This is a genomic window from Caulobacter rhizosphaerae, assembly GCF_010977555.1.
Lineage (GTDB): Bacteria > Pseudomonadota > Alphaproteobacteria > Caulobacterales > Caulobacteraceae > Caulobacter > Caulobacter rhizosphaerae.
In genome coordinates, this window is sequence record NZ_CP048815.1 from 3985200 (window position 1) to 4011550 (window position 26351).

The window sequence follows — 26351 nt, forward strand, 5'->3', positions numbered from 1 at the left end:
CCAGATCAGTCGACGCAGCGGCGCAGGACGGCGTCCAGGAGCTTCAGGGCCAGGTCGATCTCGTCCCTGCTGATCTCCAGCGAGGGAGCCAGGGTGATGACGTTCTTGTAGTAGCCGCCGACGTCGAGGATCAGGCCGTAGCGCTTGCCGTCGATCTCGATGTCGCCCTTCATCCCCTCGGCTTCCATGCGGTTGAGCAGGGCCTTGTTGGGGGTGAAGCCGTCGGCCTCGCAGATCTCGGCGCGCAGGGCCAGGCCCAGGCCGTCGACGTCGCCGATCTGCGGCCAGCGCGTCTGCAGATCCTTCAGGCCCTCCAGGAAGTAGGCGCCCTTTTCCATGACCTGGGCGCCGTAATCGACCTCGGCGGTCATCCGCAGGGTCTCCAGCGCCACGGCCGTGCCCATCGGGTTGGAATTGAAGGTCGAGTGGGTCGAGCCGGGCGGGAAGATCTCCGGGTTGATCAGCTCCTCGCGGGCCCAGACGCCCGACAGCGGGTTGAGGCCGTTGGTCAGGGCCTTGCCGAACACCAGCACATCAGGTTGCACGCCGAAGTGTTCGATCGACCACAGTTTTCCGGTCCGGTACATGCCCATCTGGATCTCGTCGACCACCAGCAGGATTCCGTGCTGGTCGAGGACCTTCTTCAGCTCGATGAAGAAGTTGGGCGGCGGGATCACATAGCCGCCGGTGCCCTGGATGGGTTCGACATAGAAGGCGGCGTATTCGGCCTGGCCGGTCTTGGTGTCGAGCACGCCGTTGTATTCGGTCTCGAACAGGCGGGCGAACCTGGCCACGCAGGCCGCGCCGTACTCTTCCTTGCTCATGCCCTTGGGGCCGCGGAAATGGTACGGGAATTCAATGAACTGGGCGCGGTCGCTAAAGTGGCCGAAGCGCCGGCGATAGCGGTACGACGACGTGATCGCCGAAGCGCCCAGGGTGCGGCCGTGATAGCCGCCCTCGAAGGCGAACATCAGCTGCTTGCCGTTTGATGCGTTGCGCACCAGCTTCAGCGAGTCCTCGACCGCCTGGGCGCCGCCGACGTTGAAGTGGACCCGGCCCTTGCGGCCGAACTTCCTCTCGGCGTCCTGGGCGATCAGCGCCGCCAACTCGACCTTCTCGCGGTGCAGGTACTGGCTGGCCACCTGCGGCAGGGTGTCGAGCTGGCGGTGGGCGACGGCGTTCAGGCGCGGGTTGCGGTAGCCGAAATTGACGGCCGAGTACCACATCTGCAGGTCCAGGAACTGGCGGCCCTGGGCATCGTGCATGAACGAGCCCTCGCAACCGTCGAAGAACTTGGGATCGGGCAGGTAGTGGACGGTGTCGCCATAGGAGCAGTACTGGGCCTCGAGCTCGCGCAGGGCCGCTTCATCGAGAATGGGGTGTTCGGCGTCATACATTCTGGGAAGGCTCCGGTCAGATGGCGGCGCGACGGATCAGGCGGCCATGGGCCGCGGCGAGCGTCGTGGTGATGGTGTGGAAGTCCGAGAACTCGTGGTGCGGCATGGCGCGCGAGCGGGCGTAGGCGGCCAGCTTGTCGCGGGCGAACAGCAGGTCGGCGCGGCCCGAGACGCAGAAGTCCGAACGCCCGTCGCCAATGAAGACCATGAAGTCGTCGCTCGGCGCCTCGGCGGCGGCGACCTGGCACTTGCAGACGCCGGAACCGGCCGCGCAGCCGGCGCGCGACCAGGGCTGCTCCAGCGACCGCGCCAGCGCCGCCCCGGCCAGGCGATTGGCCACCACCGGCAGATGATCCAGGCCATGGCGACCCAGGATCCGGGCGATGAAACGGTCGACCCCGTCGCTGACCACGGTCAGCGGGACGGCGTTGGCCTGGCACCAGGCGACGAACTCGGCAAAACCGTCGGCCAGTTCGACGCTGTCCAGCACCGCGTCCAGCGCCGCCTCGTCGCCGCCGATCAGGGCGATCTGGCCGCGCATGCACGCGGCGGCCGTGATCTCGCCCCGTGTCCACCGCGCCTCGAGGTCTTCCCAGGCCGGGTCGGCCAGGCGGGTCAGCACGAGATCGGTGGTGTCGACCTTGGCGATGGTGCCGTCGAAATCGCAAAAAATCCGCATCGTCCCGACTTGGCTCCAGACGCCCCTGCGCGTTCGAGCCAATGACGCCGCGTGTGTTGGGCCCCCTCACCGATTTTTCCGTGGATGATCGTCAGACCCGACCAAACCTTGAGTGGTTGCCTTCGCCTTGGCGCCGAGCCATGTCTCTTGAGCCTTCACCGACTCCTTCAGCGGGCCGAACGTCCTGGCCATGACCAGCAACGCCGACATTCAGATCCTCGCCCTACGTCCGAGCGCGCGCCCATGACGATGGACGCCGCCTCTCACCTTTCGGCGCTCGCGGCCGCCTATCTGGAACGTCGCGAGGACATGCGGCGGTTCTTCCTGGCGCGGCTGGGCGGCGGGGCGGACGTCGAGGATCTGGTCCAGGAACTCTATCTCAAGGTCCAGGGCGCTGCCGGCGAGACGATCGAGAATCCACCGGCCTATCTCTATCGCCTGGCCTCGAACCTGATGTTGGATCGCCTGCGCCGGGCCAAGCGCTCGGGCGCCCGCGAGACCGAATGGCGGCGGACCCACCACGCCACCGTCGGCGCGCTCGACGTGGCCGACACCCCGGACGCCGAAAGCGCCGTGATCGCCCGCCAGCGGCTGGAAAAGCTGTCGAAGGCGCTGGAAACGCTGTCGCCGGTCACCCAGCGCGTCTTCCGCCTGCACAAGTTCGAGGGCCTGACCCACGCCGAGACCGCCGAGCGGATGGGCATTTCGCGCAGCGCGGTCGAGAAGCACGTCAGCTTGGCCCTGGGCCACTTGCTCAAGCGGGTGGGCCCATGACCGTGACCGATATGCCTCACCGGACCAAGATATGGGGAGGACCTTCCGATCGCGTGGCGTCATTGTGGCAGCCCACGCTCCAGGCCTGGCGCAAAGGAAGCGCAAACCGTCGATGACCGAGTCCGTCCCCCACGATCCGATCCAGCAGGCGGCCATCGACTGGTTCGCCAAGCTGCAGGGCCAGCCCGCCCTGGAGGACTGGACGACGTTCCAGGCCTGGCTGGAGGCCGATCCCGCCCACGCGGCCGCCTATGACCGGGTCGAGGCGATGTGGATCGAGCTCGATGACGTCCCCGCCAACGATGTCGAGACCGCGCCCACGGCCGAGGCGCGGCTCGCCGCCAATGTGGTTCCGCTGCGCAGCCGCCTGCAGGCCGGCACACGCCGGGGCCTGCTGGCCGGCTTTAGCGTGGCGGCGGCCGCCGCGGTCGTCGCCCTGGCCGTTGCGCCGCAGCTGACCCGTCCGACCTTCACCGACTATTCGACGCGGCGCGGCGAGACCCGCGAGGTCGCGCTGGCCGACGGCTCGCGCCTGACCCTCGGAAGCGGCACCACCCTGCGTGTCCATCTGAGCCGTAGACAGCGCGACGTGACCTTGGTCGACGGCCAGGCCAGCTTCGACGTCGCCCATCTCGAGAACCGGCCGTTCGTGGTCGGCGTGGGCGAGCGCGAAGTGCGGGTGCTCGGCACGGAGTTCAGCATTCTCAGCCATGCCGACCGCCTGGCGGTCACCGTGCGTCGCGGCCTGGTCGCGGTCTCGGGCGGACAGGAGGGCACGGTGCGGCTCGCCAAGGGCCAGCAGTTGATCCACGTCCCTGGCGCGACCACGAAGGTGCGCGACACCGACCCCGACGCCGCCTTCGCCTGGAAGTCCGGCAAGCTGATCTACGACCGCACGCCGCTGATCGAGGTGGTCGCCGACCTCAACCGCTACGTCACGACGCCAATCCGCGTTGATCCCAGCGCCGCCTCGGTGACAGTCTCCGGCGTCCTGCTGGTCGACGAGGAGGCCGCCATGGTCCGGCGTCTGGAATTGTTCGCCCCGGTCGTCGCCGAGACGAAGCCGCGCGAGGTGGTCCTCAAGGCCAAGACGGCGCGCCGCTGACCGTGGCGGGCAAGATCGAGCGCGCCGGCGGCCGGGTCTGGGCCGCCGTCTTCGGGGCCAGCCTCGCGGGGCTGGGCTACGCCCTGCCCGTTCAGGGCGCGCCGCGCCTTTTCGCCGGCCGGCTCTCGCCCGTCGTGCGGCTGCAGATCGCCGCCAAGCCGGTCCACGCCGCGCTGATCGATTTGGCTCTGCAGTCGGAGCTTTCCCTGGGCGGCGACCTGGAGGCTTGCCAGGGTCAGGCTCCGGCCCTTTCCGGCCGCCTGTCGGTCTCCAGCGCCCTGGATCGCATCCTGGCGGGCAGCGGGTGCGGTTATCGCCAGCCCGACCCGCGCACGGTGATCATCCACCGTCTGGCGTCCCGCGCCCGCCCCGCGACCGCGCCCTCGACTTCGGATTCGGCGGTCACGCCGCTAGGGCTCGGCGAAGTGGTGGTGACCGCCCAACGCTATCCCAACCTACCAGGCCGCACGCCCTACGCCATCTCGGTGGTCTCCGGCGGAACGCTTGAAAGCGAGTCGGTCAGCAGCCTTTATGAGCTGGCCGGCCAAGTGGCCGGCATGACGGTGACCAACCTGGGCCCGGGGCGCGACAAGGTGCTGCTGCGCGGCCTGTCGGACGGCGCCTTCACCGGCCAGACCCAGTCGATGGTGGCGCTCTATCTCGACGACGTGCCGATCACCTACAGCGCCCCAGACCCCGACTTGCGGCTGGCCGACGTCGAACGGGTGGAGATCATGCGCGGCCCGCAGGGCACGCTCTACGGCGGCGGCTCACTGGGCGGGGTCATGCGGATCGCCACACGCAAGCCCGACCTCGATCGGTACCAGGCCAGCGCCTTGGCCGGCGCGAGCCTAACCGAGGGGGGCGGATATGGCGACGAGCTGGAAGCGATGGCCAACGTGCCGATCGTTCACGGCCGCGTCGCCCTGCGCGCCGTGATTTACCGCGAGAACCAGGACGGCTACATCGCCAACCGCGCTCTTGGCCTCAAGCGCGTCAACGGTTCCGAGCGCGCCGGCCTTCGGGCCAGTCTGCGCGCCGCGCTGGTCCCGGGCTGGACGGTGACGGTGGGCCTCACCAATCAATCGATCAACAACGCCGACACCCAGTACGGCCTGCGACGGTTGGGTCCCAGGGTCCGCGACACCACGGTGCGCGAGCCGCACGAGAACGACTTCGACCACCTGTCACTGACCCTGGCCGGCGAAGGCGATTGGGGTCGCATGACCGGCTCGATCTCGCGCCTCTCGCACCATTTCGGCAGCCGCTACGACGCCACCTCGGCCTCGGCGCTCTATGGCCTGGCCGGCGCCCCCGCAGCGTTCGACGAGGACAAGGGCATTGACCTGACCGTCGCCGAGGCCACCTACGCCACGCCGGGCGAACGCCGGTTGCATGGCCTGGTCGGGGCGTTCGCCTCGACAGGCTCGATCCGGCTCGACAGTAGTCTGCACGCCCTGCCCGCCCAATCGCCGGCCGTCTATGCCGAGCGGCGGCGCGACGCCATCAACGAGACCGCCGTCTATGGCGAGGTGACGTACGAGGCTACGCCGCGCCTGTCGGCGACAGCCGGGCTACGCTGGTTCGACTTCCGGTTCGACACCGACTCGACGGTCGTCCAGCCAGCTGGCCAGCGCGCGACCCGCCAGTCCGACGACGCCACGGGCCTGTCGTCGAAACTTCTCCTCAGCTACGACGCACGCCCCGGATTGCTCGTCTACGCCCAGGCGGCCGAGGGCTATCGGCCGGGTGGCTTCAACACCGCCGGCCGGATCGGTCAGGTGTTCGACGCGCCCGAGACGCCGCCGCGCCGCTACGAAGCCGATGAGCTTTGGAACTACGAACTGGGCGTCAAGCTACACGTCTTCGACGACCGTCTGCAGGGCCGCGCGGCGGTGTTCTACGCCACCTGGGAGTCGGTGCAGAGCGACCAGTATCTGGCCGACGGCGCGGCCTACACGGCCAATATCGGCAACGGCGACAACCGCGGCGTCGAGGCCGAGGCGGCCTTCCGCGTCAGCGAGCGCCTCGACCTGCGCGCGGCGGCCCTGCTCAACGACCCGGAGGTCACCAAGCTCAATCTCGCCTTCAGCTCGCGCAAGGACGCCAGCCTGCCCGGCGTGGCGCGCGCTTCGGCCAGCCTTGGCCTGGACTATCACCGCGACCTCGCCGGCGGCCCCACCCTGCGCCTGCAGGGTCAGGCCTCCTATGTCGGCCCGTCCTACCTGACCTTCGACGCCGACAAGTCCCACGAGATGGGCGAATATCTGGGCCTGCGCGGCGTCGCTAGCCTGACGACGCCGGGCTGGACGCTCAGCGCCACGTTGGACAATCCGCTGAACAGCCACGCCAACAGCTTCTCGTTCGGCAATCCGTTCCTGATCACCCGCGACCAGATCGTCACCCCGCCGCGTCCGCGGACTTTGTCGCTGCGGCTGTCAGCCCGATTCTAGCGCCATTGAAGGACGCCCCACGCAGACGCACTCGACCTGGCTGATGTGAGCCCTCATATCGGCGGCCTTTGCCGCGTTGACGGCGGTCTTGGCCAAGGTCGGAGTCTCCCAAATCAACTCCGACTTGGCCACCTTCGTCCGCACCGTGGTGATCCTGATCGTCTTGGCCGCCTTCGTCACCGCCACCGGGCAGTGGCAGGCGCCCAGCGCCATCACCGGCCGCACCTGGCTATTCTTGGCGCTCTCCGGCCTTGCGACGGGCGCGTCCTGGGTCTGCTATTTCCGCGCGCTCAAGGTCGGTGACGCGGCGCGGGTGGCGCCGGTCGGCAAGCTCAGCGTCGTGCTCGTGGCGGTCTTCGGCGTGGCCTTCCTCGGGGAGCGCCTCAGCGCCGCCAATTGGGCGGGCGTCTGCTTGATCGCCGGCGGGGTGGTGCTGGTGACCTGGCGAGTTTAGGGCCGATAGGCGAGACAGGTGGACCCTGTGGCCCCATTGGCGTGTCCAGGTCCACTCCCCCTCCCAGGCGAGGTCCGATCGCCCGGCTGTCGCACGGTCCAGTCAGTGCTCCCAGATCTTAGAGGCCGGGGGGCGGCGCGATCGGGCGCCCCGGCCCACCCAGATGTCCGGGGTCGACCGCGTGTCCGATCGACCGCGCCAGATAGGGTCCGTATAGCCGTACGCCCTTGCGATAGGTCTTGGGGAGAAGAACCGCAGCCACGGCGAGCAGGATCACGAGGACGACCCACCCCTCCCAAGGCGCTGTATTCGGGCTCCCCCCGGCCGCAAGCGCTAATCCCGCCACGCCGACGGCGCTGCCCAAGGCAAGGCCGGCCACGACGTCTGAGAACCAGTGGGCGCCGACATAGATCCGTGACAGGCCGGTAAGGCCGATCATCAGCGCGGCCAGGCCGCCGATCAGCCACCTGCCGTTCCTGGAACGCCCTCGGCCACAGATGAAGGCCAGCGTGATGAACAAAGCCGCCGCCGACGTGGCATGTCCGCTCGGAAAGCTGAAAGCGTCGGCTCCGGTGTAGAGCAAGGACGGTCGTGCGAAGTGAAAGGCGGTCTTCAGGCTCGGCGCCAGGATCGCCGAGGCAATCATCACCACCGACAGGGCCAAGGCGTCGCGCGCACGACGGCGGTAGAGCAGAAACATGACGATCAAGACTGTCGCCGTCGTGCGCTCGGACCCGTCCCCTAGCGCCGACAACGCGATCATCAACCTATCGGTCCACGGCGCGCGGTGGGCGAACAAGCCTTCCGATACGACCGCGTCGAGGCGGACGATTGGCCCGTGGGTCAGTATGCCGATGGCCAAGATCAGAATGATCGCGACCGGCAGCAGCATGCCGGCCGCCAGCAAACAGGATCGCCAAGCGGCGCGCCCTACGCCTCGACCTTGTCGGACGAAGGCGATAACGCCGAGCGTGGCGGCGACAAGCAGGGCTAGGGCGAGCCCGACCTGACACAGGGCAAGAGCGGGGATCACGCGACGCGCGTCCTATGCGGATTGGTCATCGAAGCGCTCTTGGGGTTTCGGTGAGGACTGAACAGCTCCGCGTCAGCCTGATGGCCCGCAGGTTAGCGCCCTATCGCCAAAGCTATACAACTTCCCAATCTAGATCGTCTTGGGCATCAGCTCTGGCGAGGACGCCAGCCTGCCCGGCGTGGCGCGCGCTTCAGCCAGCCTCGGTTCGACGATCACCGCAATCGCGCCGGCAGCCCATCCTGCGCCTGCTGGGTCAGGCCTCCTATGTCGGCCCTTCCGGGCTGGCTTTTGACGCCGAACAGCCCACGAGATGGGCGAGTATCTGGGCCTGAGCGGCGTCGTCAGCCTGACTAAGCCGGGCTGGACGCTCAGCGCCGCCGGACAATCCACGGGACAGCCGTGCTAACAGCTTCTCGTCGGCAATCCATTCCTGATCACCCACAACCAGATCGTCACCCGCCCCGGCCTCAGACCCTGGTGGCGCGTCTGACGGCCCGGGTCTAGAGCGCGCGCGATCGGCCCATGCGGTAGACGGTTTGGCCGGTCAGGTCGCGGAACTCCAGATCCAACTGTTCGGCGTCCAGCCTGAACGTCGCAAAGCCCGGCCGGGAGAGGCCGTAGCACGTGCCGTCGACCGCCTTGAGCGCATCCCTGGCCTCCGCGCCCGAGCCCGTGCAGACATAGTCGACGCGCCCGCGCCGTATGTGCTGCAAGCTGTGGTCATGGCCATTGAGATAGACTTGGACGCCATGAGCTTCGAGCAGCGGGGCGACCTGCTCGACGAGTTCGGCGCTGTCGCCATGCCCGCCCGAATAGACCGGATGGTGTCCCATGACGATCTTCCAGGGCGCGCGGGAGGCCTTCAGTTCGCGCGCGAGCCAGGCGATTTGCCTTGCGGCGTCCTGGCGCTCCACATGGCCGCGCGCCACCTGCTGCAGAATTTCGTCGTAGTTGCCCTCATCGACGATCGGTGAGCTGTCCATCACGAAGATGTCCAGAAGATTCGTTCCAAGTTCAGCGCCGCCGATCTTGAAATAGCGACTGGGCATCCGCCAGCGATGGCTGAGCGCCGAATAGTCGATCTGGGCCTGTGGGGCGCCGCGGTAGTCGTGATTGCCGAGCGCGACGTACCAGGGGGTTTGCAGAGCCGGCGCGGTATAGACGTCTTCGAACGAGCGTCGCCAATGCGGATCGGCCACCGACTTCACCCCCGCCGGATAGAAGTTGTCTCCGGCCGATAGGACGAGTCGGCTCGCGATCTCTTCGGCCGTCTTCCCCATGGCTTGGGCGACCTGCCGCTGCGATTGCCGGCCTTCACGCCCCCAATCGCCAATGGCGACGAACGCGAACTCGCCGGCCTCTCGCGCCACCGCCGCCGTCGTCGGCCAAGCGGCGCTGGCCCCGAGGCCTTGCAGGAGCATCCGACGGTCGATGGGAGAGACGGGCAATGTAATCTCCTGAACAATCGGCTTGGAGGATCCAGGCCCGTGCGTTCAGAGACGCCACCGTATCAGCCGCACCTCATCGTTTCGCCCGGATCGAAGAATGCTGACGGCGCGAAATCCGAGACATGGTCCTTGCCGAGCCGCGGCTGTCAGCCCCGCGCTAGTCGCCGCCGTAGCCCGCCTCCAGCCAGCAGACGCTCAAGTCATCAGCTCGGCGAGAATGCGCCCTGACCGTACCCGATCAGGCGCTCAGATGGACTGTTTTGCGGACTCTCAGAATTCTTCCCAATCGCCGCTGCTGGGCTGGGCCGAGCCGGCGAAGGCGGCCAGCTTGGCCTGGGCGGTGCGGACCGGGTTGGCGCCGGGGCGACTGGCGGCGGTGGCCGGGGCGACGGCGGGCCGCGGGGCCGGACGGGTCACCTGGGTCGCCGGGGCGGCGCGGCGGGTGCTGGAGCGCACCGCGGCGCTGGCGCCGCTCACTTGAAAACGCCCGATCATCTGCATCAGGCCGTTGGCCTCGCCCTTCAGGGCGTGGCTGGCGGCGGTGGACTGCTCGACCATGGCGGCGTTCTGCTGCACCGTCTGGTCCATCTGGTTGACGGCGGCGTTGACCTGGTTGAGGCCGGTGGCCTGTTCCGAGCCGGAGGCGGCGATCTCGCTGACCAGGCCGTCGATCTCGCTGACCTTGCCGACGATGGCCTGCAGGGCCTCGCCCGTCTGGCCGACCATCGACACGCCCTGGCTGACCTGCTGCGACGAGGTCGAGATCAGGGTCTTGATCTCCTTGGCGGCGTCGGCCGAGCGCTGGGCCAAGGCCCGCACTTCCTGGGCGACGACGGCGAAGCCGCGGCCCGCGTCGCCGGCCCGGGCGGCCTCGACGCCGGCGTTCAAGGCCAGCAGGTTGGTCTGGAAGGCGATCTCATCGATGACGCCGATGATCTGGCTGATCGACTGCGACGACTTCTCGATCTGGTTCATGGCGTCGACGGCGCCGCGCACCACCACGGCCGAGCGCTCGGCGTCCGAACGGGTGGAGGTGACGACGCGCGAGGCCTCGACGGCGCCGGCCGACGAGCGTTTCACCGTGGCGGTGATCTCGTCCAGGGCGGCGGCGGTCTCTTCCAGGCTGGCGGCCTGCTGCTCGCTGCGGCGCGACAGGTCGTCGGCGGCCGAGGCGATCTCGTCCGAGCCCGAACCGATGCTGTTGGCGGCGTGGACGATGGTGCGCATCGCCTCTTCCATCTGGGTGATGGCGCCGTTGAAGTCGCTCTGCAGGCGCTGGTAGGCCTGGGGGAAGGCGGCGTCGACACGATAGGTCAGGTCGCCGTCGGCCAGCCGGTTCAGGCCCGTGGCGATGTGCTCCATGACGAAGGCCTGCTCGCGGGCGGCGGCCTCGGCGGCCTCCTGGTTGCGGCGGCGTTCGGCCTCGGTTTCGGCGCTGGCGCGCTGCTGGGCGGCCTCGGCGGTGCGCAGGGCCAGGGCGTTGTCCTTGAACACCTGGACCGACCGGGCCATGGCGCCGACCTCGTCCTTGCGCTGGGCGCCGGCCACCTCGACGTCCACCGAGCCCTGGGCCAGGACTTCCATGGTCTTGGAAAGACCAACCAAAGGCTTGGCGATCTTTCGTGAACCGATCCACAGGGCGTAGGCCAGGGCCGCGGCGGCCGACAGTAGACCGAAGGTGATGGTGATCAGCGAACTTCTGGCCGCCTCGCGCTTGGATCGGGTGACCAGGACCTCAGTTTCGGCGTTATGCCGGTCGATCCAGGCGGCGGTGTCCTTGGTCAACGCCACCATCTGCGGGTCGATCGAGTCCATCATCGCCACGGCCGCTTCGTCGATATTCTGCAGACCCATGTCCGCGCCTTGCCGGGCGCTGTCGTGGATCGTCTTGAAGCGCGTCTTGAGCCCCATGATTTCGGCGGCGCTAGAAGGATCAGCGGCCATGGCCTTGTCGAGATAGCCGTTACCTTTGCGGAAGGCCTCGTCGAGCGCCTCGGAAGCTTGATGGGCGTTCTGCGAGGCGCCGTCATTGGCGACGGCGCGATAGGCCGAGTAGCCGATCGTGGCGACCTGTCGGCTGAAGCGAGCCACCGCCAGTTCGGTCGGCGCGCGCTCTTCGACCAAAATCTCCTGGGATTTTTCGATCCTGCTGGCCTGCCACGTTCCCATGGCGACGCTCGCCAGCGCAACCAGCGCCAGGACAATGGCCGGCAGCATGACCTTGGCGGAGATCTTCAGGTCGTCGAGGCGCATGGCGGTTCTCAAAACTTTTGCGCCCACAAAAAAGTCGGCGGTTCGACAATTGTCTCCGAACGCTGAAGCCCAGATTAACCGTCGCCCTGGCGGGTCCAGATCGCGATGCGCTATTTTGGCGCAGACATGCGGCGTCCGCCGTCGCCCCTCACTTGCACGCTCAATGACGGTGTTCTGGCGGTTGGGCGCCACTAACGGACTCTCGGGTCGCGCCAGAAACACGACCTTCGGCCGGGCTCTCCAAAGGCGATGACCGACCCTGAGCGATGGGGTGGACGCCCCCCGACGGCATCGATGTGCCAAAGTGGAGGTGTTGAAAACACCACTGCAAAGGAGGCGTCCGTGGAAGAAGTTATCACAATCGGGCTCGACTTGGCCAAGTCGGTCTTTCAGGCGCATGGCGCTGATCGGGCCGGCGGCGTGGTCTTCCGCAAGAAGCTGCGACGAGATCAGATGCTGGCGTTCTTCGCCAGCCAGCCACGCTGCCTGGTGGCGATGGAGGCCTGCGCCAGCGCCCACTACTGGGCCCGTGAGATCGGCGCCTTGGGCCACGAGATCCGCCTGATCCCGCCGGCCTATGTGAAGCCGTTTGTGAAGCGGCAGAAGAACGACATGGCCGATGCCGAGGCCATTTGCGAGGCGGCGCAGCGGCCGACGATGCGGTTCGTCACGCCAAAGAGCGCGGAGGCTCAGGGCTCGGCCGTGGTGTTCCGCACACGCGATCTGCTGGTCAGGCAGCGCACCCAGTTGATCAATGCGCTGCGAGGTCATCTGGCGGAGTTTGGCTTCGTGGTCCGGCAAGGCGCGGCGCACGCCGCTAGGCTGATGGACGTGGTCAACGACCCCAGCGCCGATCTGCCCGCCCAGGCGCGGCCGGTGCTGGCCATCATCACCGAGAGCCTGCAAGCCCTGCAGGGCCAGATCGCTCAACTGGATGCTGAGATCGCCGCGCGGGCCAAGCGCGATCCCGTCGCCAGACGGCTGATGACCATCCCTGGCGTTGGGCCCGTCGTCGCCACCGCGCTGGTGGCGCTGGCGCCGGCCGCCAGCACCTTCAAGCGCGGGCGTGACTTCGCCGCCTGGGTGGGCCTCACGCCACGCCAGCATTCCAGCGGCGGCAAGGAGCGACTGGGGCGAACCAGCAAGATGGGCGAGCGCAGTCTGCGACGGCTGCTGATCCTGGGCGCCAGCGCCGCGGCCAGGGTCTCGGGCCGCGATCGCGCACCTTCCAACCCATGGCTGGAGAGCATGCTGGCCCGAAAGCCACGGATGCTGGTCACCATCGCATTGGCCAACAAGATGGCGAGGATCGTCTGGGCGCTGATGGCGCACGGAGGAACCTACAGAGCTCCGGCCATGGCGGTCTAACCGCCAGGGTCTGAGGCGTCGGAGAGGCGAAGGTCAGACGAGAGGTATGGCGCAACGGTCAGAAGACGGGGTCGGGAAAACCAGTGAAAATGTCCGAGCGCCTCGAGCGCGCCTGAGCGGTCTGGACCCGATCCGCGATCTCCATACAGGCCAGCGGCGTGTGAACAGCCGCATCAACAGGCCGGACACACGGAAGCGCCTGAACCGACCGCGTCAGAAATCTCGAAAAACCACTTGCTTCGACCGGGGCGTCCACACACGGACGTTGGCAAGATCATCTCTTTGCAGTGGGCCAGTTGGCGCCACTGCCGCTAGGTCATATCCAGCTAGACCACTTCGGGGGATGTTCAATGTTGTTGGCTTTCGGGTTGGCTTTGACCATGGCGGGAGCCGCTTCCGACATTTACCCCATCGGCACTGTCGAACCGGCGTGCAAACCCGCGATCAATGTCACGCCCAAAGGTACAATGACTCGCGCACTGGGCTGCTTATTCGCCGCCTTCGGCGCGACAGACCCACAGAGCCCGACGTTCGAAGCCGATTTGAGGAAAAATTGGATAACGAAGGTGGGTCGCGCTCACGTCCAGGGAGCTAGTGAAGAGCTCTTGAACACGTGGTCCAACGACCCACGGACTGGGATGTTCAATCGAGCCGATTTCGCACCGCTTCGACTTGAGAACATGAGTATGCAGATTTCGGATAGCGGGAATTTCTTGTTCAATGGCGATCTAATTTCCAGGGAAGGCACCGGCCTGGTGCGGCATCCATTATCCGGCGAGTACACCATATTTCGCGGATCATGGATGATGGTGCGCTTTGACATTGGTGCCGCCAAGTAGCGTTCCGACACTTCTAACACTGGCAACAACGTTCGCTTTCCACCCTTCTCAGCCACTCCGAAGTTCTGCATCGCCGGCCGGGTTGCGCCAGTAGCCGACCTTGGGCTCGTTCCGGACTCCAGACATTCAGCAACAGGGCTGATGACCAAGGTCGAACCCGGCATGCGTTGTTGCCGACACGCTGAGGATGTAACGTGACGGCTGATGACACCGAGGGACCGAAGATGTTTCCGCTGTGGGTGTATGCTGCTGTCGCGCTAACGATCGCCATCGTGGCATTCGCTCTGGCGCAGTGGGTGCCGGGACTCGGCGCGATATTCGTCGCTGGCGCGTCGACGTCGTGGGTAGCCTATTCGGCATATCGAGGAGCAAGGGCGCGACAGCGGTAGCTGGTCCGGCTTCCCCCGTCGGCGTGTCCTATTCAGGCCGGGCCGCGCCAATAGCTTCCCTTGGGTCTGCGCCAGACTCCGGACATTCAGTCAGCCGGCGCTGACGGCGAAGTCCGACCGAGGCTGTGTGAAAACACGGGGCTGAACCCTTCCACGAAGGAAAGCTTTCATGTCCCGATCCGCCGCCATGAGCGACAGAGCGCCAGATCGGCGCCGAGAGCAGCAGGCTCCGGATCATCGGCGTTCCGCGGGGCGAAGCGCCGCTCAGGGTTCGCGAGCAGTGGGCGGGGCGGGGCTGCCAACCTCTGGAGACCTGGGCCTGCAACCTAACGGGAGACCGTGTTCTAAGCGGACCGCCACCGCTGTCGCTTGAACAGTTCGAGGTGGGGCGTCGCCGGCGCTTTACCGCAGAGCCGCGGCCAATTCTTGGACCTCCGAGGCAGAGTGCATGCCGCCCCTCTTGGGCTGTTCCGGGAAGACGATGGGCCCGACAGACAGGATGTGCCACCGACTTTTGCCGATAGGACGTTCTTGGCAAGGGATCCTGTGCGCACCACCGTCGAAGTCGATGTCAACTCCGCTGGCTCGGGCGCAAGCATCCTGCACGGCCGCCCAGGTATCGATAGGCTTTAGCGCGGCAGGGAGTCCTGCAATCTTGATCCGACCAAGGATATCGCCGCTACATTCCGTGGAAATGCAAAGCGCGCGCCTAAGATAGACTTCGAGCTGGCGACGCGCGTCGTCGGCACCGGGTGCCTGGAAGCCGTCGGGCGGGCAAGTCGCGGAAACCGTGGCGCCGCCCTCGATGAGGAGGCTGACGTGCGATGTACGGGCGCACTCGCCGTTAGCGGCGTCGAGCGCCTCTGCCGGAGCATGTAATATATTTGTGCCCGCGATCTTCACCACCACAGGTGCGGCATCCAGTTGGCCGCATCCCATGTGAGTGTCCAGCCGCCTGATCATCGGACGAATTCATCGACGGCGCATTGCGCAACCAGGTCCGCACGAACAACGCCACCGCCTCGTTCGAGATCGTCACGTCCCTTTCCAGTCGCTCGATCTGCCGACTCATCCGGTCCAGGCGCCGGGTCACCGCCGCTTCGGTCGCCTCGGCGCTGTCCGGCGACAGGTAGCTCGCCAGGGCCGCGACCATGATCTCGGACTTGGATCGTCGGGTTCGCCGAGCGGTCTCATCGAGGACTCGGGCGACCTCGCCGGGCAGGAAGACCTTGGCCTGAATCTTCATCGCCCCGACCTCACAGCGGGATGCCGTCGTCGGGATCGAGCGCCGCCTGGCGCGCCGCGCTCCTGAATCGGCGCTGCACTTCGGCGGCCTGCTGAGCTTCGTCCCCCTCTCCCTCCAGGTCGAGATCGACCCGCGGTTCCGGCGTCGGCGTGGGCTTCGGCTCCTGGCTCGCCAGCTCGGGCTCGATCCGATGACCGCCTTCGTCGGCGGTCGCCGCCCGATTGGCGCCGGCGCCGAGATCAGTCGACAGAACCGCAGCCCAATCTCCGCTTCTATTCGCGACGGGCAGACGCGTTCGACCGACGGGTGGCGGCGCCACCCTGTCCGCTAGGCGCCGGTCCAGATAATAGCGCACCTTCCGCGCCCGGATGGGCGGCGCCCCCGACACCTGAACCACCTCCTCGTCCGGCGGCAGTTGCATCACCTCGCCCGGCGTCAGCAGCGGTCGCGCCGTTTCCTGGCGACTGACCATCAGATGACTGAGCCAGGGCGACAGCCGGTTTCCGGCGTAATTCTTCATGGCCCGCAGCTCGGTGGCGGTGCCCAGGCTGTCGCTGATCCGGCGCGCGGTGCGCTCGTCATTGGTCGAGAACGCGACGCGGACATGGCAGTTGTCGAGGATGGCGTTGTTGGCGCCATAAGCCGCCTCGATCTGGTTGAGGCTCTGGACGATCAGGAATGCCTTGATCCGATAGCCAGCCATGAAGGCCAGGGCCTCTTCAAAAAACTGCATTCGACCCAGCGCCCGGAACTCGTCGAACATGAGCAGGAACCGGCGCCGTGTTCGTGCGGCCTCCAGGTCTTCCGTCAATCTTCGGCCGATCTGGTTGAGGATCAGGCGGATCAGCGGCTTGGTGCGGCTGATGTCGGACGGCGGCACGACCAGATACAGGCTGACGGGCTGGTCGGCCTCGACGAGGTCGGCGATACGCCAATCGCAGCGACTGGTGACCTCGGCCACCACTGGATCCCTGTAGAGGCCCAGGAAGCTCATCGCCGTGGACAGGACGCCCGAGCGCTCATTGTCGCTCTTGTTGAGCAGCTCGCGCGCGGCGCTGGCGACCACCGGGTGGACCCGGTCGCCCAGGTGCCTGGTGGTCATCATGGCGCGAAGGGTGGCTTCGATCGTCCGCTGGGGATCGGCCAGGAAATTGGCGACGCCGGTCAGGGTCTTGTCGGCTTCCGCGTAGAGCACGTGCAGGATCACGCCGACCAGCAGGCTGTGGCTGGTCTTCTCCCAATGGTTTCGCCGCTCCAGCGCCCCTTCGGGGGTGCAAGCGGAGGGGCGGCTTCGCGGGGACCCGGCTGCAGGGCCTTGCCTGCCCGTGCGACCCGACTGTCCCGTCCGGGCCCGAAGCTGGGCGGAAGCCGATCCGAAGCGCGCCGGGGGCGGAGCCCCAAGCCCCGCGGCCAGCGGCCGCCTCTTCGCAAGATGAAGCCTGCACAGGAGCCCGCGCCAAGCGCGTGGCGGGAGGCGGCGTCGAGCGGCCGGCGGCAGGCCAAAGCCTGCCCGCCAGGCGTCGCGCCCGCAGGAGCGGCGAAAGCCGCGGGACCGAGCGTGACCGCCGGCCGCTCTCCCGTCCGGGTGAAGCCGGCCGCGCAAGCGGCCGGCGAGAACCCTTGGCCGCGTCGCCGGCGCGCCGGATCGGTGCAGGGGCGCTCGACGCCTTGGCCCGGCCCGATGGCGAGGTCGGCCAGGCGGGGCGTCATTCCGCCCGGTTGTCTTTGCTTGCCTTTGTCGCCGCCGCCAAGGGGCGCGATTGCGGGCGGGCGCGGCCCGACGATAGTGCCGTCATGGGCCCGCCGAGCGAAATTTATTGGCGTCTCGCCACTGTCCCCCACGCCCGTCCCGTTCGTCTCAGGGGCGGTGACCTTCTTCGCGCCGGCCCCGACCATGCCCGGCCTTGACCGCGTCGCCGCCCGCCCACGTCCCGAGGACTGGGCCGAGGACGATCCGCTGCGGCTGGAGGAGGCCGTGGCGATCTTCGCCGGCAGGCTGCCGATCACGGTGGCCCTGCTGCGCAACGAGATCGCCAAGGGACGGCTCGTCCCGGCCAAGGTCGCCGGGAAGTATTTCGTCACGCCGCTTCAGCTTCGCGAGCTCTTTCGCCCATGCCCCGCTCCGCCAAAGGTCCCCGGCTCTATCTGCGCAAGGCCCGCCGCGATCCGCGCACCGGCCGCGCCTTGCCCGACACCTATTTCATCCGTGACGGCCAGACTGAACTTGGCACGGGCTGCGGTCCTGGCCAGCTCGCGCAGGCCGAAGCCCAACTCCTCGACTACCTGAACGGCAAGCACGGCCTCACGGCCCCGGCGCAGCCGCCCGCCCTCCCCGTCCCCGCATCGCCCCCGCCGCCGGTCCAGGACGAACGGCGCGATCCGGCCAAGGTGCTGGTGGCCGAGGCCCTGGCGCTCTATGCGGCGGAGCGGGCGCGAACCTCGGGCCTGGACCCGGCCACCTTCGACGGCTTCATCGCCAAGCTGCTGGATGGGTGGGGCGAGCGCACGCTCGACCAGGTCAAGCGCTCGACCTGCCAGGCCTATGCGGCCCACCGCCAGAGCCAGCCCAACGCCAACTACAAGAAAAACCCCGCCGCCGCGCCGCGGGTCTCCAGCGAGACCGCCCGGCGCGAGCTGGAAGAACTCAACAGCGCCATCGCCCACTGGGACGGCGAACACAAGCTGACCCAGCGCCCCGCCGTGTGGTTGCCCGACAAGGCGGTCAGCCCGCGCGACGCCCTGACCCGCGACCAGGCCGCCCGGCTGCTCAAGGCGGCCCTGGGCTGGCGGCGCGAGGCGGACGGCGCCTGGGTGCGGCTGGGCCCCTCGGCCCGCGCCAACCGCGCGCACCTGCGACGGTTCATCCTGATGGGCCTCTATACCGGCACCCGCCACAAGGTCATGCGGCTGCTGCTCTGGGAGGAAGCCCTGCACCAGGCCTGGGTCGATCTGGACAAGGGGATCGTCTATCGGCGCGGCCGCGGCGAGCGCGAGAGCAACAAGCGCCGTCCGGTCGTCCGGTTGCCGCCGCGCCTGCTGGCGCACCTGCGCCGCTGGCGGGCCATGGACCAGGCCCGCGAGATCGCCCTGCGGCGGGACGACGAGGCCTTCCGGCTGGTCAGTGTGCTGCACCACGGCGGCAAACCGCTGGCCGGCAAGATCCGCCGCGGGTTCGAGGGCTGCGTGCGCGACGCGGGGCTGGAGGCGGAGATCACGCCGCACTGGATGCGCCACACCGCCGCCACCTGGCTGATGGAGGGCGGGGCGGACATGTGGCTGGCGGCCGGCTATCTGGGCATGAGCGTCCAGACCCTGGAAAAGCACTACGGCCACCACCGGCCCGGCTACCAGGCCGAAGCCGTCGCCGCGATCGGCCGCCGCGCGCCGCCGCGTCCTGGTCCGGAACCAGCAAGCTTGGCGCGGCGCTGACCCCGGCCGCAAGTGAGATCCTATGATCGCACGACGGCCGGCCGGCGGGCCACGGGGTCCTTGTCGGGACCCTGGCGGGCCCGCCAGTCAGCTCACGCGCGGGGCGAAGCCCGCGTCAGAACGTCCGGCGCAGGGTCGCGCCGATTTCACGATCGTTGGTGACCGTGCCGATGCGCAGGCCCGACGGGACCCCGAAGATGGTCCAGGGACCGCCGTCGGTGTCTTCCTGCACCTTGTTGAAGATGTTCTTGGCCCACAGGCTCAGTTCCCAGTCCCGCGAGGGATTGAAGACGCCCACCGAGCCGTTGACGGTGGTGTAGCCCGAGAAGGTCCGGCCGGTCTGCGGGAAGTAGGAGCTGCTGCGCGTGAACGAGTTCAGGCGCACATAGGCCGGGAACTGGCCGAGGCTGAAGTCATAGCTCGTATTGGCGCTGAAGCTGATGCTGGGCAGCGAGCCCAGCGGCCCGTTGGACCGGCAGAGGCTGACAAAGCGCCCCTTCTGGACCATCGGCGTGCCGTTCACGTCCAGGACGCCGTCGCCATTGTAGTCGTTGCAGGGCAGCTCGGCGTCGGCGAAGTGGGCCTTGGTATAGGTGAAGATCCCGCCGATCCGCCAGTTGTCGGTGACCTTGGCGTTGAGCTCCAGCTCGAAGCCCTTGCTCACCGCGTCGCCGTTGCCGGTCATGGTGCCAAAACACAGGGGCCCGTTGGCCAGGCCGTTGTCGGTGCCGTAGGCCAGGCCGTTGGGGTTGGGCACGCCGGTGCAGGCGACGTTGAACTGCGAGGTGATGTAGCCGTCGTACTTCTGGTCGAAGTAGGCGATGTTGGCCGTCACGCGCTCGAGCCACAGGGTCTTGAAGCCCACTTCCATCGACCGCGAGTGTTCATCCTCGAAATTGCCGAAGCTGGCCGGGATGACCGGACGCGGCGCGGCGTTGGCGCCGCCCGAGCCGGGACGGAACGAGGTGCCGTAGGAGACGTAGCCCATCACGTCCGGGGTGAACTGGTGCTGATAGCTGGCGTTGCCGGTGGTGGCGTTATACGAGCGCTTGGAGCCGTTCACCCGATTGGTGATGTCGACCTTGCTGTAGCGCACGCCGACCTGCAGGCTGTCCTTGTCGGTGAAGGCGAACTTCTGGGTCGTGAAGACGCCGAAGTCCTTGGTCGTGTTCCGGTTCAGCTGGCCGGTGAACAGCGGCGGCAGGTTGGCCACCCCGTTGGTGCGCGCGTTCTGGGCGAAGACGCCGTAGGTGAAGTTGTAGAAGCCGTCCCCGTTCGACTGCACGCGCAGCTCGTTGGAATAGCTGCGGCGCTTGGTCAGGACGTCGATGTAGCGGCCGAAATTGTTGGCCTCGCCGATGCCGGCGAAGTCGAAGTTCAGGTCGGTATAGTACTTGGTGTCGTTGTAGCCGCCGACATAGTTCAGATCGATGTTGTCGGTCAGGCCGTAGCGCGCGTTGAGCGTCAGCAGCGCGCCGCGATAGGAATTGGGGTTGGCGCCCTGGGTCAGGGCGATCTTGTCCTTCAGGGTGAAGGTGCGTCCGCAGGCCACCGAGCTGACCAGGATCGCGCCGCCCTGATCGCCGGCGCAGGGCGCGCGACCGGTGATCTGGCGGTAGAAATCGCCTTCCTGCTTGGTGTACTGCGCCATCAGGTCGGCCGAGAACCGATCGGTCGGCGCCCAGTTCAAGCTGCCGCGCAGGACCTTGGTTTCCTGGTAGGTGCTCTTGCCGTTGTTGATGTTCTTGACCTCGGTCAGGCCGTTGTGGTCGTAGACGCCGGCCAGACGGAAGGCCAGGGTGTCGCTGATCGGCCCGCCATAGGCGGCTTCCACGCGCTGGCCGTCATGATCGCTGACCGTGGCCGTCGCATAGCCGCTATATTCGGAGAAGCTGCCCTTCTGGGTGGCGATGGTCAGGGCGCCGGACGGCGAGGGCCGGCCGCGCAGCGTGCCTTGCGGCCCCTTGAGGACTTCGATCTGGCCGATGTCCAGCGTGGCGGCGAAGGCGTCGAACACGGTGATCGGCACTTCGTTCAGATAGGTCTCGACGGTGTTGGTCGAGGGGCCGCCGCCGCTGGGCATCTTGATCCCGCGCAGCGAGATCGACTGCTCGGAGGGGGTCGTCATGGTCAGGGACAGGCCGCCGACCACCTGGGTCAGCTCGATCGTGTTCTGGACGTGCAGATCAGCGATGGTCGAGGCCGAAACGACGTTGATCGTCTGGGCGACCTTTTGCACGGGCTCGGCCCGCTTGTTGGCCGTCACGATCACGACGTCCAGTTCGGTCGCCGGTCCCGAGCCCGCGACGGACTGCGCCGAGGCGGCCGAAGCCATGACCAGGAGACTCGCGCCGACCATGTAACCCACGGCCGCACGCGGCGCCACAAAAGCACCTCTCAACATATCTTGTTCCCTCCCGAATGGGGCTTGAGCGCCCCTATTTCGATTGGACGACGCCGGTTCGACCTCGCCCCCGATTGATTATTATCGAAAATGACAAATGCGCAATCATAAACGGTAAAATTCCGTCGCCCATGATGGCGTATAGCCATCATATCCGCGCCTGACCTCGCATCCCGTGGCGGTACGGCGACGCAACAATCCCTTATTCGTCAAGGGTAATCGGCCCGACTGGCCTTCCCGACCTTGCGCCGAAGCCCCCCTCTACCCGCACGAAATTGACGCTCAAAATAGATCACATTGGCGCACAAGGAGACGGCAAACGTGAGCGATGAGCGCCATAAGCGCGCGGCGAGACTGCCCGCTCCCGGCGATGCGGCGCGGGGCGGTCGACTCAAAGACCGGGCCCCGCGCCTAGAGCGCCGCGATCCGCTTCAAGGCCTCCAGCACTGCGGCAATGTCCGCGTCCCCCAGACAGGCCAGCAGCCGGCGATCGTGGCCCGCGTGGGCTTCACTGGCCAGGGCCAGCAACCGCTGGCCTTGCGCGGTCAGCGACAGGGCGCGCAGCCGCCGGTCGGCCGCCACGGGCGAGCGCCGCACCAGCCCCTGGCGGCGCAGCCCGTCGATGATGGTCTTCAGGTTCGGCGGCTGGATCTGCAACGCCGCGCTGATGGCCTGCTGCGTGAGGCCTGGCGTCTTGCCGATGACCACCAGCACCGAGAACTCCGTCACCCGCAGCCCATGGGGCCGCAAGGTCGTGATCAGGTCTTGGAAGACGGCGAGCTGCGCCAGGCGCAGGCGCAGGCCGATATTGTTTTCCAGGCCGCCAAGGTCGGGCGTGGGGTCCTTGCAGCGTGGCGCGGCCGGGTCGTCTGACATGGGAAAGCCTGGCTCCGGCGCGATGAGGGCCGACCTTGCTGGCGCCCCGGCCTGGAGGTCGCCTCCAGGCCGCGCGTCGGCGCGGCCAAGGTGAAAGGCGGCGAGGGTCGGCGTTCGGACAGGCCCGGCGCCAGGCGCGGCCGCGGCGTCGTTCCAGACCCCGCCCGCATCACCGCGCCGCCCCGTCAGACCGATCGTCGTGATCGGGACGGGCCTTCGACTAGGAAGAGCGTTTGTTGGGCGGCCCCTTGCCAGGCCCGCCGCGCCGGCAAGAGAAGCTTTCGGCGCGCTCGGGATCGCCGCGCCCCGAATAGACGGCGATGGCGGGATAGGCGCACAGCGGGCGGGTGCGGCCCGGCCACGGCGCATCGCGCCCGGCCGTGGCGAGGATCCGATCCGGGGCCTGGCCCTGCTCCACCCAGGCCACCAAGGCGGTGAAGGCGTCGAACTGGTCGGTCGCCGGCCCGCCCATGCAGTGGTTCATGCCCGGGACGGGAAAGACCCGAACGAACTCGGCCGCCCGGCCGTCGAAGCGCGCATCGACCTCCCGATACCAGGCCAGGGTGTCGTTGATCGAGAAGACGGCGTCCGAGGCGCCATGCGGCACGATCAGGCGGCCGCCACGGGCCTTGAACGCGGCCAGGTCGGATGAGCGCGCGGCGTTGTCCTCCCAGGCCGAACGGGTGAACGGCGGGGCCACGGCGTAGATCTTGGCCGCGTCGCGATCAAAGTCGTAGGCCATCGCGAAGGCCATCTTGGCCTTGTCGTCCGGCAGGCCGCGCGGCGGGGTGGAAAACACCGCCGCCAGCGAGCCCATGCCCAGGGAGACGTTGAAGGCCGGCAGCGGCGGCTGGGTCAGGCCCAGGGTCCAAAGCCGCCAGCCCGGCGCGGCGAGCCCGCCATCCCAGGGCCAGTCGCTGTAGAGCGCCGCGCCGGCCTTGGTCTTGGGGCCGGCGAACACCCGCAGCATGGCCCCCACCTGGGCCGAGGTCAGGCATCCGTCGGCCTTGGCGCCGGAACAGGTGACGCGCTTGAGCCGCGGGCGAACCTTGGCGGTCGAACAGGCTTCAAAGGCGCCGACGACGCCGTCGGCCAAGCCGTCGTCGCGGTCGCAGGCCGCCAGAACCGCCTTTTGCACCAGGCCCAGGTCCGTGTCGGAAAAGGTCCCGACCAGGTCGCGCACGCTCGGCGCGGGGTTGGCGACCAGCCGTCCGAAGGTCTGGGTGCTCCAGGCCTCGGCCAGCGCCGCGCGCGGCAGTGAAAAGCCGGGCGCCCCGGCCAGGACGCCGTCGAAGGCGTCGGGATAGCGCTGGGCCAGCGCCATGCCCTCCTGGCCGCCCTTCGAGCAGCCGGCGAAATACGACCGCACCGGAGCGCGGCCATAGAAGGCGCGCACGCCGGCCTTGGCCGCGTCGGTGGTCAGCTTCAGCGAGGCGTGGCCATAGTTGAGCCGCGCGATCGGGTCGAAGCCGAAGGACAGCTCGCCGCCGTGCTCGGCCAGGGCGTTGCGCTGGTTGTCATGGCCCGAGTCCTGGCTGACCACCGCATAGCCCTGGGCCAGGGCGACCTGGCCGCCGAAGAACGGGACCGCGCCCATGGCGTCGCCCAGGACGCCGTTGCTGCCGCCGCCGCCCTGGAACAGGAACCGCCCGTTCCAGTCGAGCGGCAGGCGAAGATGGAAGCCCACCGCGTAGCCCTGTCCATCGACGCCGGTCCGAGCCTGCAGATGGCCGATCACCTCGCAATGGGCGGGCGCGCGAGACCCTTGGGCCGGCCGCAGGATCGCCGAGTCGATTCTGGTGGTCGGATCGGGCCACAGGGCCCCCTGCGCCAGCGCCGCGCAGGCGCTGGCCGAGGCGGGCGATGACGCCGCCGCGGCGGCCTGATCCTGGCCTTGGGCCAGGGCGGCCGCGCCGCCGAGCAACATCGCGGCGCACGCCGCCGTGGCGCAGAGCAGCCTCTTCAATACGATGGCCATCGGCCGCCTCCCCACACTTGGCGCTGCTCTGTTCCGAGGCGCTCGCGGCACGCTAGGGACGCGGCCTGGACAAAAACAGGCGCCGGATTTGTCCGACTTGGCGCGGAGCGCTGCGACAAAATAGTTATACCAAATAACTTGACTTCAAATCCTGGCCGGAGAGCTAATCGTCCAAACCGCCCCTCAGAGGGCCGGGAGGAAGCCATCATGCGCACGATCGATCCGGGCGGCGGCGCTCGCCTCGTCCTCGAACCGCAAGACCTGGAAACCCGCGGCCCCGAATATGCCGCCATCGCCAAGGGCTCGATCGCCCCCTGGCGGCTGGGCCCGGCCACGGCCATGGCGCTCGAGGATTCGATCCAGCGCGAAGGCTGGCCCGCGGGCGCGGTCTGCGAATCCGAAAAGACCATGGCCGAGCATTTCGGGGTCGGCGTGCGGCTGATGCGGCAAGCCTTCCGGATCCTGCAGGCGCGGGGCGCGGGGCGGCCGCAACGCGGCCGCAACGGCGGCCTGGTGGTTCTGCGCCCCGACCTGGACGCCGCGGCCGCCGCGCTGTCCGACAACCTGCGCTGGAGCGGGGTGACCCCCGAGGAGGTGCGCGAGGCGCGCGAGGTGCTGGCCCCGTCGCAAGCCGGCGGCGCGATCGATCCGGGACGAGCCCTGGCCCTGGCCGGTTTCGAACGGTTCCTGGCCACGGTCGCCGGTCCCTCCGAGGCCCTGCGCATGCAGTTGCAGCTTCCGGAGACGATCCGCGCCAACCGGGCCAGCCACATGGCCTGGATCATCGGCCAGGGCATCACCCACGAGCGCTGCCGAAACGGCGACCGGCTGGGGTCGTTATGGGACCTGACCGAAAAGCACGGTGTCAGCCTGGCGGTGGCGATCGACGCGATCCGGATTCTCGAGGACGCCGGGGTGGTGGTCTGCGTCAAGGGCCGAAGCGGCGGCGTCAACCTGAGGCTCCCCCAGAGCGAGGCGGTCATCGCTCTGATGCACGGCTACCTGGCCGCCGCCGGCGCGGCCGAGGAGCAATGCGTGGTCGTCTGCCATCAGCTCAACATCCGCGCCGCGCGCAAAGTCGCCGAAAGCCGGTCCCCCGAGCTGATCGCCCTGGTCGAGGACATCCATCGACGCATGGCCAGCGCCCAGGGGGACAGCGTCATGACCACCTGGTACGCGTTGCAAAAGACCCTGCACGATCACGCCGGCAACCGCGCGCTACATCTGATCACCCGATGCCTGGCGGCCTATACGGTGCGATCGAGCGCCATCGACGCTCAGCCGCTCGACCCGCGCTTCCTCGACAACATGGTCCAGGCCACCGGGGTGATGGTCGCGGCGATCCGGGCCGGCGACGCGGCCGGCGCCGAGCAGGGCCAATGCCTGACCCGGCGCGTGCTGGACGAGCGGTCTCCGGCTCAGCGCGCCGCCGCCGCCTGATCGGCCCGGGGCGGGGGCTGGAGGCTCACCCGCCGGCGCCGGCGGCGGCCATATGCTGGGTCAGTTGCTCCGGCGGCCCGAACAGCACGCCGGTCGGCAGGAGCCTGGCCTGGGCGCCCTGCCCCACCACCACGGTCGGAACCCCGCTGGCCCCCAAACGGCTCATCGTCCCGCGGGCCTGCGCGATCCGCAGCCGATGGCGCTCGAGCAGGGCGGGACCGGCTTTGGCGGCGGCCTCCGCGGCCCAGCCCAGGCCTTGCGTTTCCAGCACCGCCCGCAGCACCGGCGTGGCGGTGATGTCGAGGCCTTCGACGTAGCGGGCCGCCTGCAGGGCCTTGAGCGCCTCGAACTCGCGATCGGGCTCCACGGAGGCCACCGCGCTCAGGGCCAAGGTCGCCGGACCGCTGTCGAACAAGCAGCCGCGATCGGCCAAGACCGTGTCGCGGTAGCGTTCCGAGAAGACCTGGCCGGTCATCCGCGCGATCCGCTGGTCGCTGGTCCAGGCGAAGCTGGCGAACGCCGCATCCATGCGGCGCGCGCCCTCGCCCGAAAACAGGCCCGTGGGGGCCGTTCGAAGCGCGACGCCCGCGCGCCGCAGGCGATCAAGCGCCGGCGCGGCGCCGTAGCACCAGCCGCAAAGGGGATCGAAGAGATAGGTGACCGCTTGGCCCATGGGAAATCCTCTCGACGGTCAGATAGCGGCGCGAACCGCGCGGCTGTAGGTCGATAAAAAGCGACCAGGCGTATGCCCCTGGCATACAATCAGACCGCCAACGCCGCCCACGC

Annotated in this window: 19 protein-coding genes and 1 pseudogene; 8 read left to right on the forward strand and 12 right to left on the reverse strand. The window is 68.1% G+C overall.

Annotated elements, in window-relative coordinates; all coding sequences use genetic code 11:
• Positions 1–5: 5 nt before the first annotated feature.
• The 3 genes from G3M57_RS18310 to G3M57_RS18320 form a co-directional block, all read right to left on the reverse strand.
• The gene (locus G3M57_RS18310; RefSeq protein WP_056757751.1) at positions 6–1397 is read right to left on the reverse strand and encodes an aspartate aminotransferase family protein; all 1392 of its coding nucleotides are present in this window, start codon (positions 1395–1397) and stop codon (positions 6–8) included.
• A gap of 16 nt (positions 1398–1413) precedes the next feature.
• The gene (locus G3M57_RS18315) at positions 1414–2076 is read right to left on the reverse strand and encodes an MtnX-like HAD-IB family phosphatase (RefSeq protein WP_056757755.1); all 663 of its coding nucleotides are present in this window, start codon (positions 2074–2076) and stop codon (positions 1414–1416) included.
• Positions 2077–2142: 66 nt separating this feature from the next.
• The gene (locus G3M57_RS18320) at positions 2143–2286 is read right to left on the reverse strand and encodes a hypothetical protein (protein ID WP_156402250.1); all 144 of its coding nucleotides are present in this window, start codon (positions 2284–2286) and stop codon (positions 2143–2145) included.
• 33 nt (positions 2287–2319) lie between these two features.
• Here G3M57_RS18320 and G3M57_RS18325 point away from each other — a divergent pair, with 33 nt between their 5' ends.
• From G3M57_RS18325 to G3M57_RS18340, 4 genes are all read left to right on the forward strand, one after another.
• Positions 2320–2850 (forward strand): RNA polymerase sigma factor, encoded by a 531-nt coding sequence (locus G3M57_RS18325; RefSeq protein WP_163232185.1) that lies wholly within the window; start codon positions 2320–2322, stop codon positions 2848–2850.
• Between the two features lie 112 nt (positions 2851–2962).
• Positions 2963–3955 (forward strand): FecR family protein, encoded by a 993-nt coding sequence (locus G3M57_RS18330; protein ID WP_056757758.1) that lies wholly within the window; start codon positions 2963–2965, stop codon positions 3953–3955.
• A gap of 2 nt (positions 3956–3957) precedes the next feature.
• The gene (locus G3M57_RS18335; protein WP_056757762.1) at positions 3958–6408 is read left to right on the forward strand and encodes a TonB-dependent receptor; all 2451 of its coding nucleotides are present in this window, start codon (positions 3958–3960) and stop codon (positions 6406–6408) included.
• 55 nt (positions 6409–6463) lie between these two features.
• Positions 6464–6862 carry an EamA family transporter gene (locus tag G3M57_RS18340; protein WP_056757765.1) on the forward strand — a complete coding sequence of 133 codons (399 nt, stop codon included), beginning with the start codon at positions 6464–6466 and terminating at the stop codon, positions 6860–6862.
• 118 nt (positions 6863–6980) lie between these two features.
• On the opposite strand, the gene G3M57_RS18345 is transcribed toward G3M57_RS18340, so the two are convergent.
• The 3 genes from G3M57_RS18345 to G3M57_RS18355 all read right to left on the reverse strand — a co-directional run bounded on the left by G3M57_RS18345 (position 6981) and on the right by G3M57_RS18355 (position 11596).
• A complete protein-coding gene (locus G3M57_RS18345; RefSeq protein WP_156402251.1) occupies positions 6981–7754 on the reverse strand; it encodes a phosphatase PAP2 family protein in 774 nt (257 codons plus the stop codon).
• A gap of 641 nt (positions 7755–8395) precedes the next feature.
• The gene (locus G3M57_RS18350) at positions 8396–9343 is read right to left on the reverse strand and encodes a purple acid phosphatase family protein (protein ID WP_156402252.1); all 948 of its coding nucleotides are present in this window, start codon (positions 9341–9343) and stop codon (positions 8396–8398) included.
• Positions 9344–9613: 270 nt separating this feature from the next.
• Positions 9614–11596, reverse strand: coding sequence for a methyl-accepting chemotaxis protein (locus tag G3M57_RS18355; RefSeq protein WP_163232187.1), 1983 nt, complete (start codon positions 11594–11596; stop codon positions 9614–9616).
• Between the two features lie 342 nt (positions 11597–11938).
• Between G3M57_RS18355 and G3M57_RS18360 the strand changes: the two genes are divergently transcribed.
• Positions 11939–12964, forward strand: coding sequence for an IS110 family RNA-guided transposase (locus G3M57_RS18360; RefSeq protein WP_163232189.1), 1026 nt, complete (start codon positions 11939–11941; stop codon positions 12962–12964).
• Positions 12965–13314: 350 nt separating this feature from the next.
• Complete coding sequence (locus G3M57_RS18365) at positions 13315–13803, forward strand: hypothetical protein (RefSeq protein ID WP_163232191.1); 489 nt, start codon at positions 13315–13317, stop codon at positions 13801–13803.
• Between the two features lie 1233 nt (positions 13804–15036).
• Here the strand turns inward: G3M57_RS18365 and G3M57_RS27175 are convergent.
• Positions 15037–15438 carry a ribbon-helix-helix domain-containing protein gene (locus G3M57_RS27175; protein ID WP_188916137.1) on the reverse strand — a complete coding sequence of 134 codons (402 nt, stop codon included), beginning with the start codon at positions 15436–15438 and terminating at the stop codon, positions 15037–15039.
• Between the two features lie 10 nt (positions 15439–15448).
• A pseudogene (gene traG / locus G3M57_RS18375) lies at positions 15449–16708 on the reverse strand (IncP-type conjugal transfer protein TraG); the annotation flags it as partial.
• 842 nt (positions 16709–17550) lie between these two features.
• Between traG and G3M57_RS18380 the strand changes: the two are divergent.
• Positions 17551–18867 (forward strand): tyrosine-type recombinase/integrase, encoded by a 1317-nt coding sequence (locus tag G3M57_RS18380; protein ID WP_163232193.1) that lies wholly within the window; start codon positions 17551–17553, stop codon positions 18865–18867.
• Between the two features lie 115 nt (positions 18868–18982).
• On the opposite strand, the gene G3M57_RS18385 is transcribed toward G3M57_RS18380, so the two are convergent.
• The 3 genes from G3M57_RS18385 to G3M57_RS18395 all read right to left on the reverse strand — a co-directional run bounded on the left by G3M57_RS18385 (position 18983) and on the right by G3M57_RS18395 (position 24125).
• Positions 18983–21202, reverse strand: a complete 2220-nt coding sequence (locus G3M57_RS18385; RefSeq protein WP_230983667.1) for a TonB-dependent receptor — start codon at positions 21200–21202, stop codon at positions 18983–18985.
• A 480-nt stretch (positions 21203–21682) separates the two neighbouring features.
• Positions 21683–22147: a MarR family winged helix-turn-helix transcriptional regulator gene (locus G3M57_RS18390; RefSeq protein WP_057185053.1), complete on the reverse strand. Its 465-nt coding sequence runs from the start codon at positions 22145–22147 to the stop codon at positions 21683–21685.
• A 220-nt stretch (positions 22148–22367) separates the two neighbouring features.
• Positions 22368–24125 (reverse strand): tannase/feruloyl esterase family alpha/beta hydrolase, encoded by a 1758-nt coding sequence (locus tag G3M57_RS18395; protein WP_163232195.1) that lies wholly within the window; start codon positions 24123–24125, stop codon positions 22368–22370.
• Between the two features lie 207 nt (positions 24126–24332).
• Between G3M57_RS18395 and G3M57_RS18400 the strand changes: the two genes are divergently transcribed.
• Positions 24333–25565: an FCD domain-containing protein gene (locus tag G3M57_RS18400; protein ID WP_056759140.1), complete on the forward strand. Its 1233-nt coding sequence runs from the start codon at positions 24333–24335 to the stop codon at positions 25563–25565.
• 25 nt (positions 25566–25590) lie between these two features.
• On the opposite strand, the gene G3M57_RS18405 is transcribed toward G3M57_RS18400, so the two are convergent.
• Positions 25591–26238, reverse strand: a complete 648-nt coding sequence (locus G3M57_RS18405) for a DsbA family protein (protein WP_163232196.1) — start codon at positions 26236–26238, stop codon at positions 25591–25593.
• Positions 26239–26351 lie beyond the last annotated feature (113 nt).

Excerpts from the sequence above, each read along its gene's own strand:
- G3M57_RS18385 (WP_230983667.1), bottom strand. The coding sequence starts at position 21,202 with ATGGCTTCGGCCGCCTCGGCGCAGTCCGTCGCGGGCTCGGGACCGGCG.
- G3M57_RS18315 (WP_056757755.1), bottom strand. The coding sequence starts at position 2,076 with ATGCGGATTTTTTGCGATTTCGACGGCACCATCGCCAAGGTCGACACC.
- G3M57_RS18395 (WP_163232195.1), bottom strand. The coding sequence starts at position 24,125 with ATGGCCATCGTATTGAAGAGGCTGCTCTGCGCCACGGCGGCGTGCGCC.
- G3M57_RS18330 (WP_056757758.1), top strand. The coding sequence starts at position 2,963 with ATGACCGAGTCCGTCCCCCACGATCCGATCCAGCAGGCGGCCATCGAC.
- G3M57_RS18400 (WP_056759140.1), top strand. The coding sequence starts at position 24,333 with ATGCGCACGATCGATCCGGGCGGCGGCGCTCGCCTCGTCCTCGAACCG.
- G3M57_RS18390 (WP_057185053.1), bottom strand. The coding sequence starts at position 22,147 with ATGTCAGACGACCCGGCCGCGCCACGCTGCAAGGACCCCACGCCCGAC.
- G3M57_RS18345 (WP_156402251.1), bottom strand. The coding sequence starts at position 7,754 with ATGCTGCTGCCGGTCGCGATCATTCTGATCTTGGCCATCGGCATACTG.
- G3M57_RS18320 (WP_156402250.1), bottom strand. The coding sequence starts at position 2,286 with ATGTCGGCGTTGCTGGTCATGGCCAGGACGTTCGGCCCGCTGAAGGAG.
- G3M57_RS27175 (WP_188916137.1), bottom strand. The coding sequence starts at position 15,438 with ATGAAGATTCAGGCCAAGGTCTTCCTGCCCGGCGAGGTCGCCCGAGTC.
- G3M57_RS18310 (WP_056757751.1), bottom strand. The coding sequence starts at position 1,397 with ATGTATGACGCCGAACACCCCATTCTCGATGAAGCGGCCCTGCGCGAG.
- G3M57_RS18325 (WP_163232185.1), top strand. The coding sequence starts at position 2,320 with ATGACGATGGACGCCGCCTCTCACCTTTCGGCGCTCGCGGCCGCCTAT.
- G3M57_RS18355 (WP_163232187.1), bottom strand. The coding sequence starts at position 11,596 with ATGCGCCTCGACGACCTGAAGATCTCCGCCAAGGTCATGCTGCCGGCC.
- G3M57_RS18365 (WP_163232191.1), top strand. The coding sequence starts at position 13,315 with ATGTTGTTGGCTTTCGGGTTGGCTTTGACCATGGCGGGAGCCGCTTCC.
- G3M57_RS18405 (WP_163232196.1), bottom strand. The coding sequence starts at position 26,238 with ATGGGCCAAGCGGTCACCTATCTCTTCGATCCCCTTTGCGGCTGGTGC.
- G3M57_RS18380 (WP_163232193.1), top strand. The coding sequence starts at position 17,551 with ATGCCCCGCTCCGCCAAAGGTCCCCGGCTCTATCTGCGCAAGGCCCGC.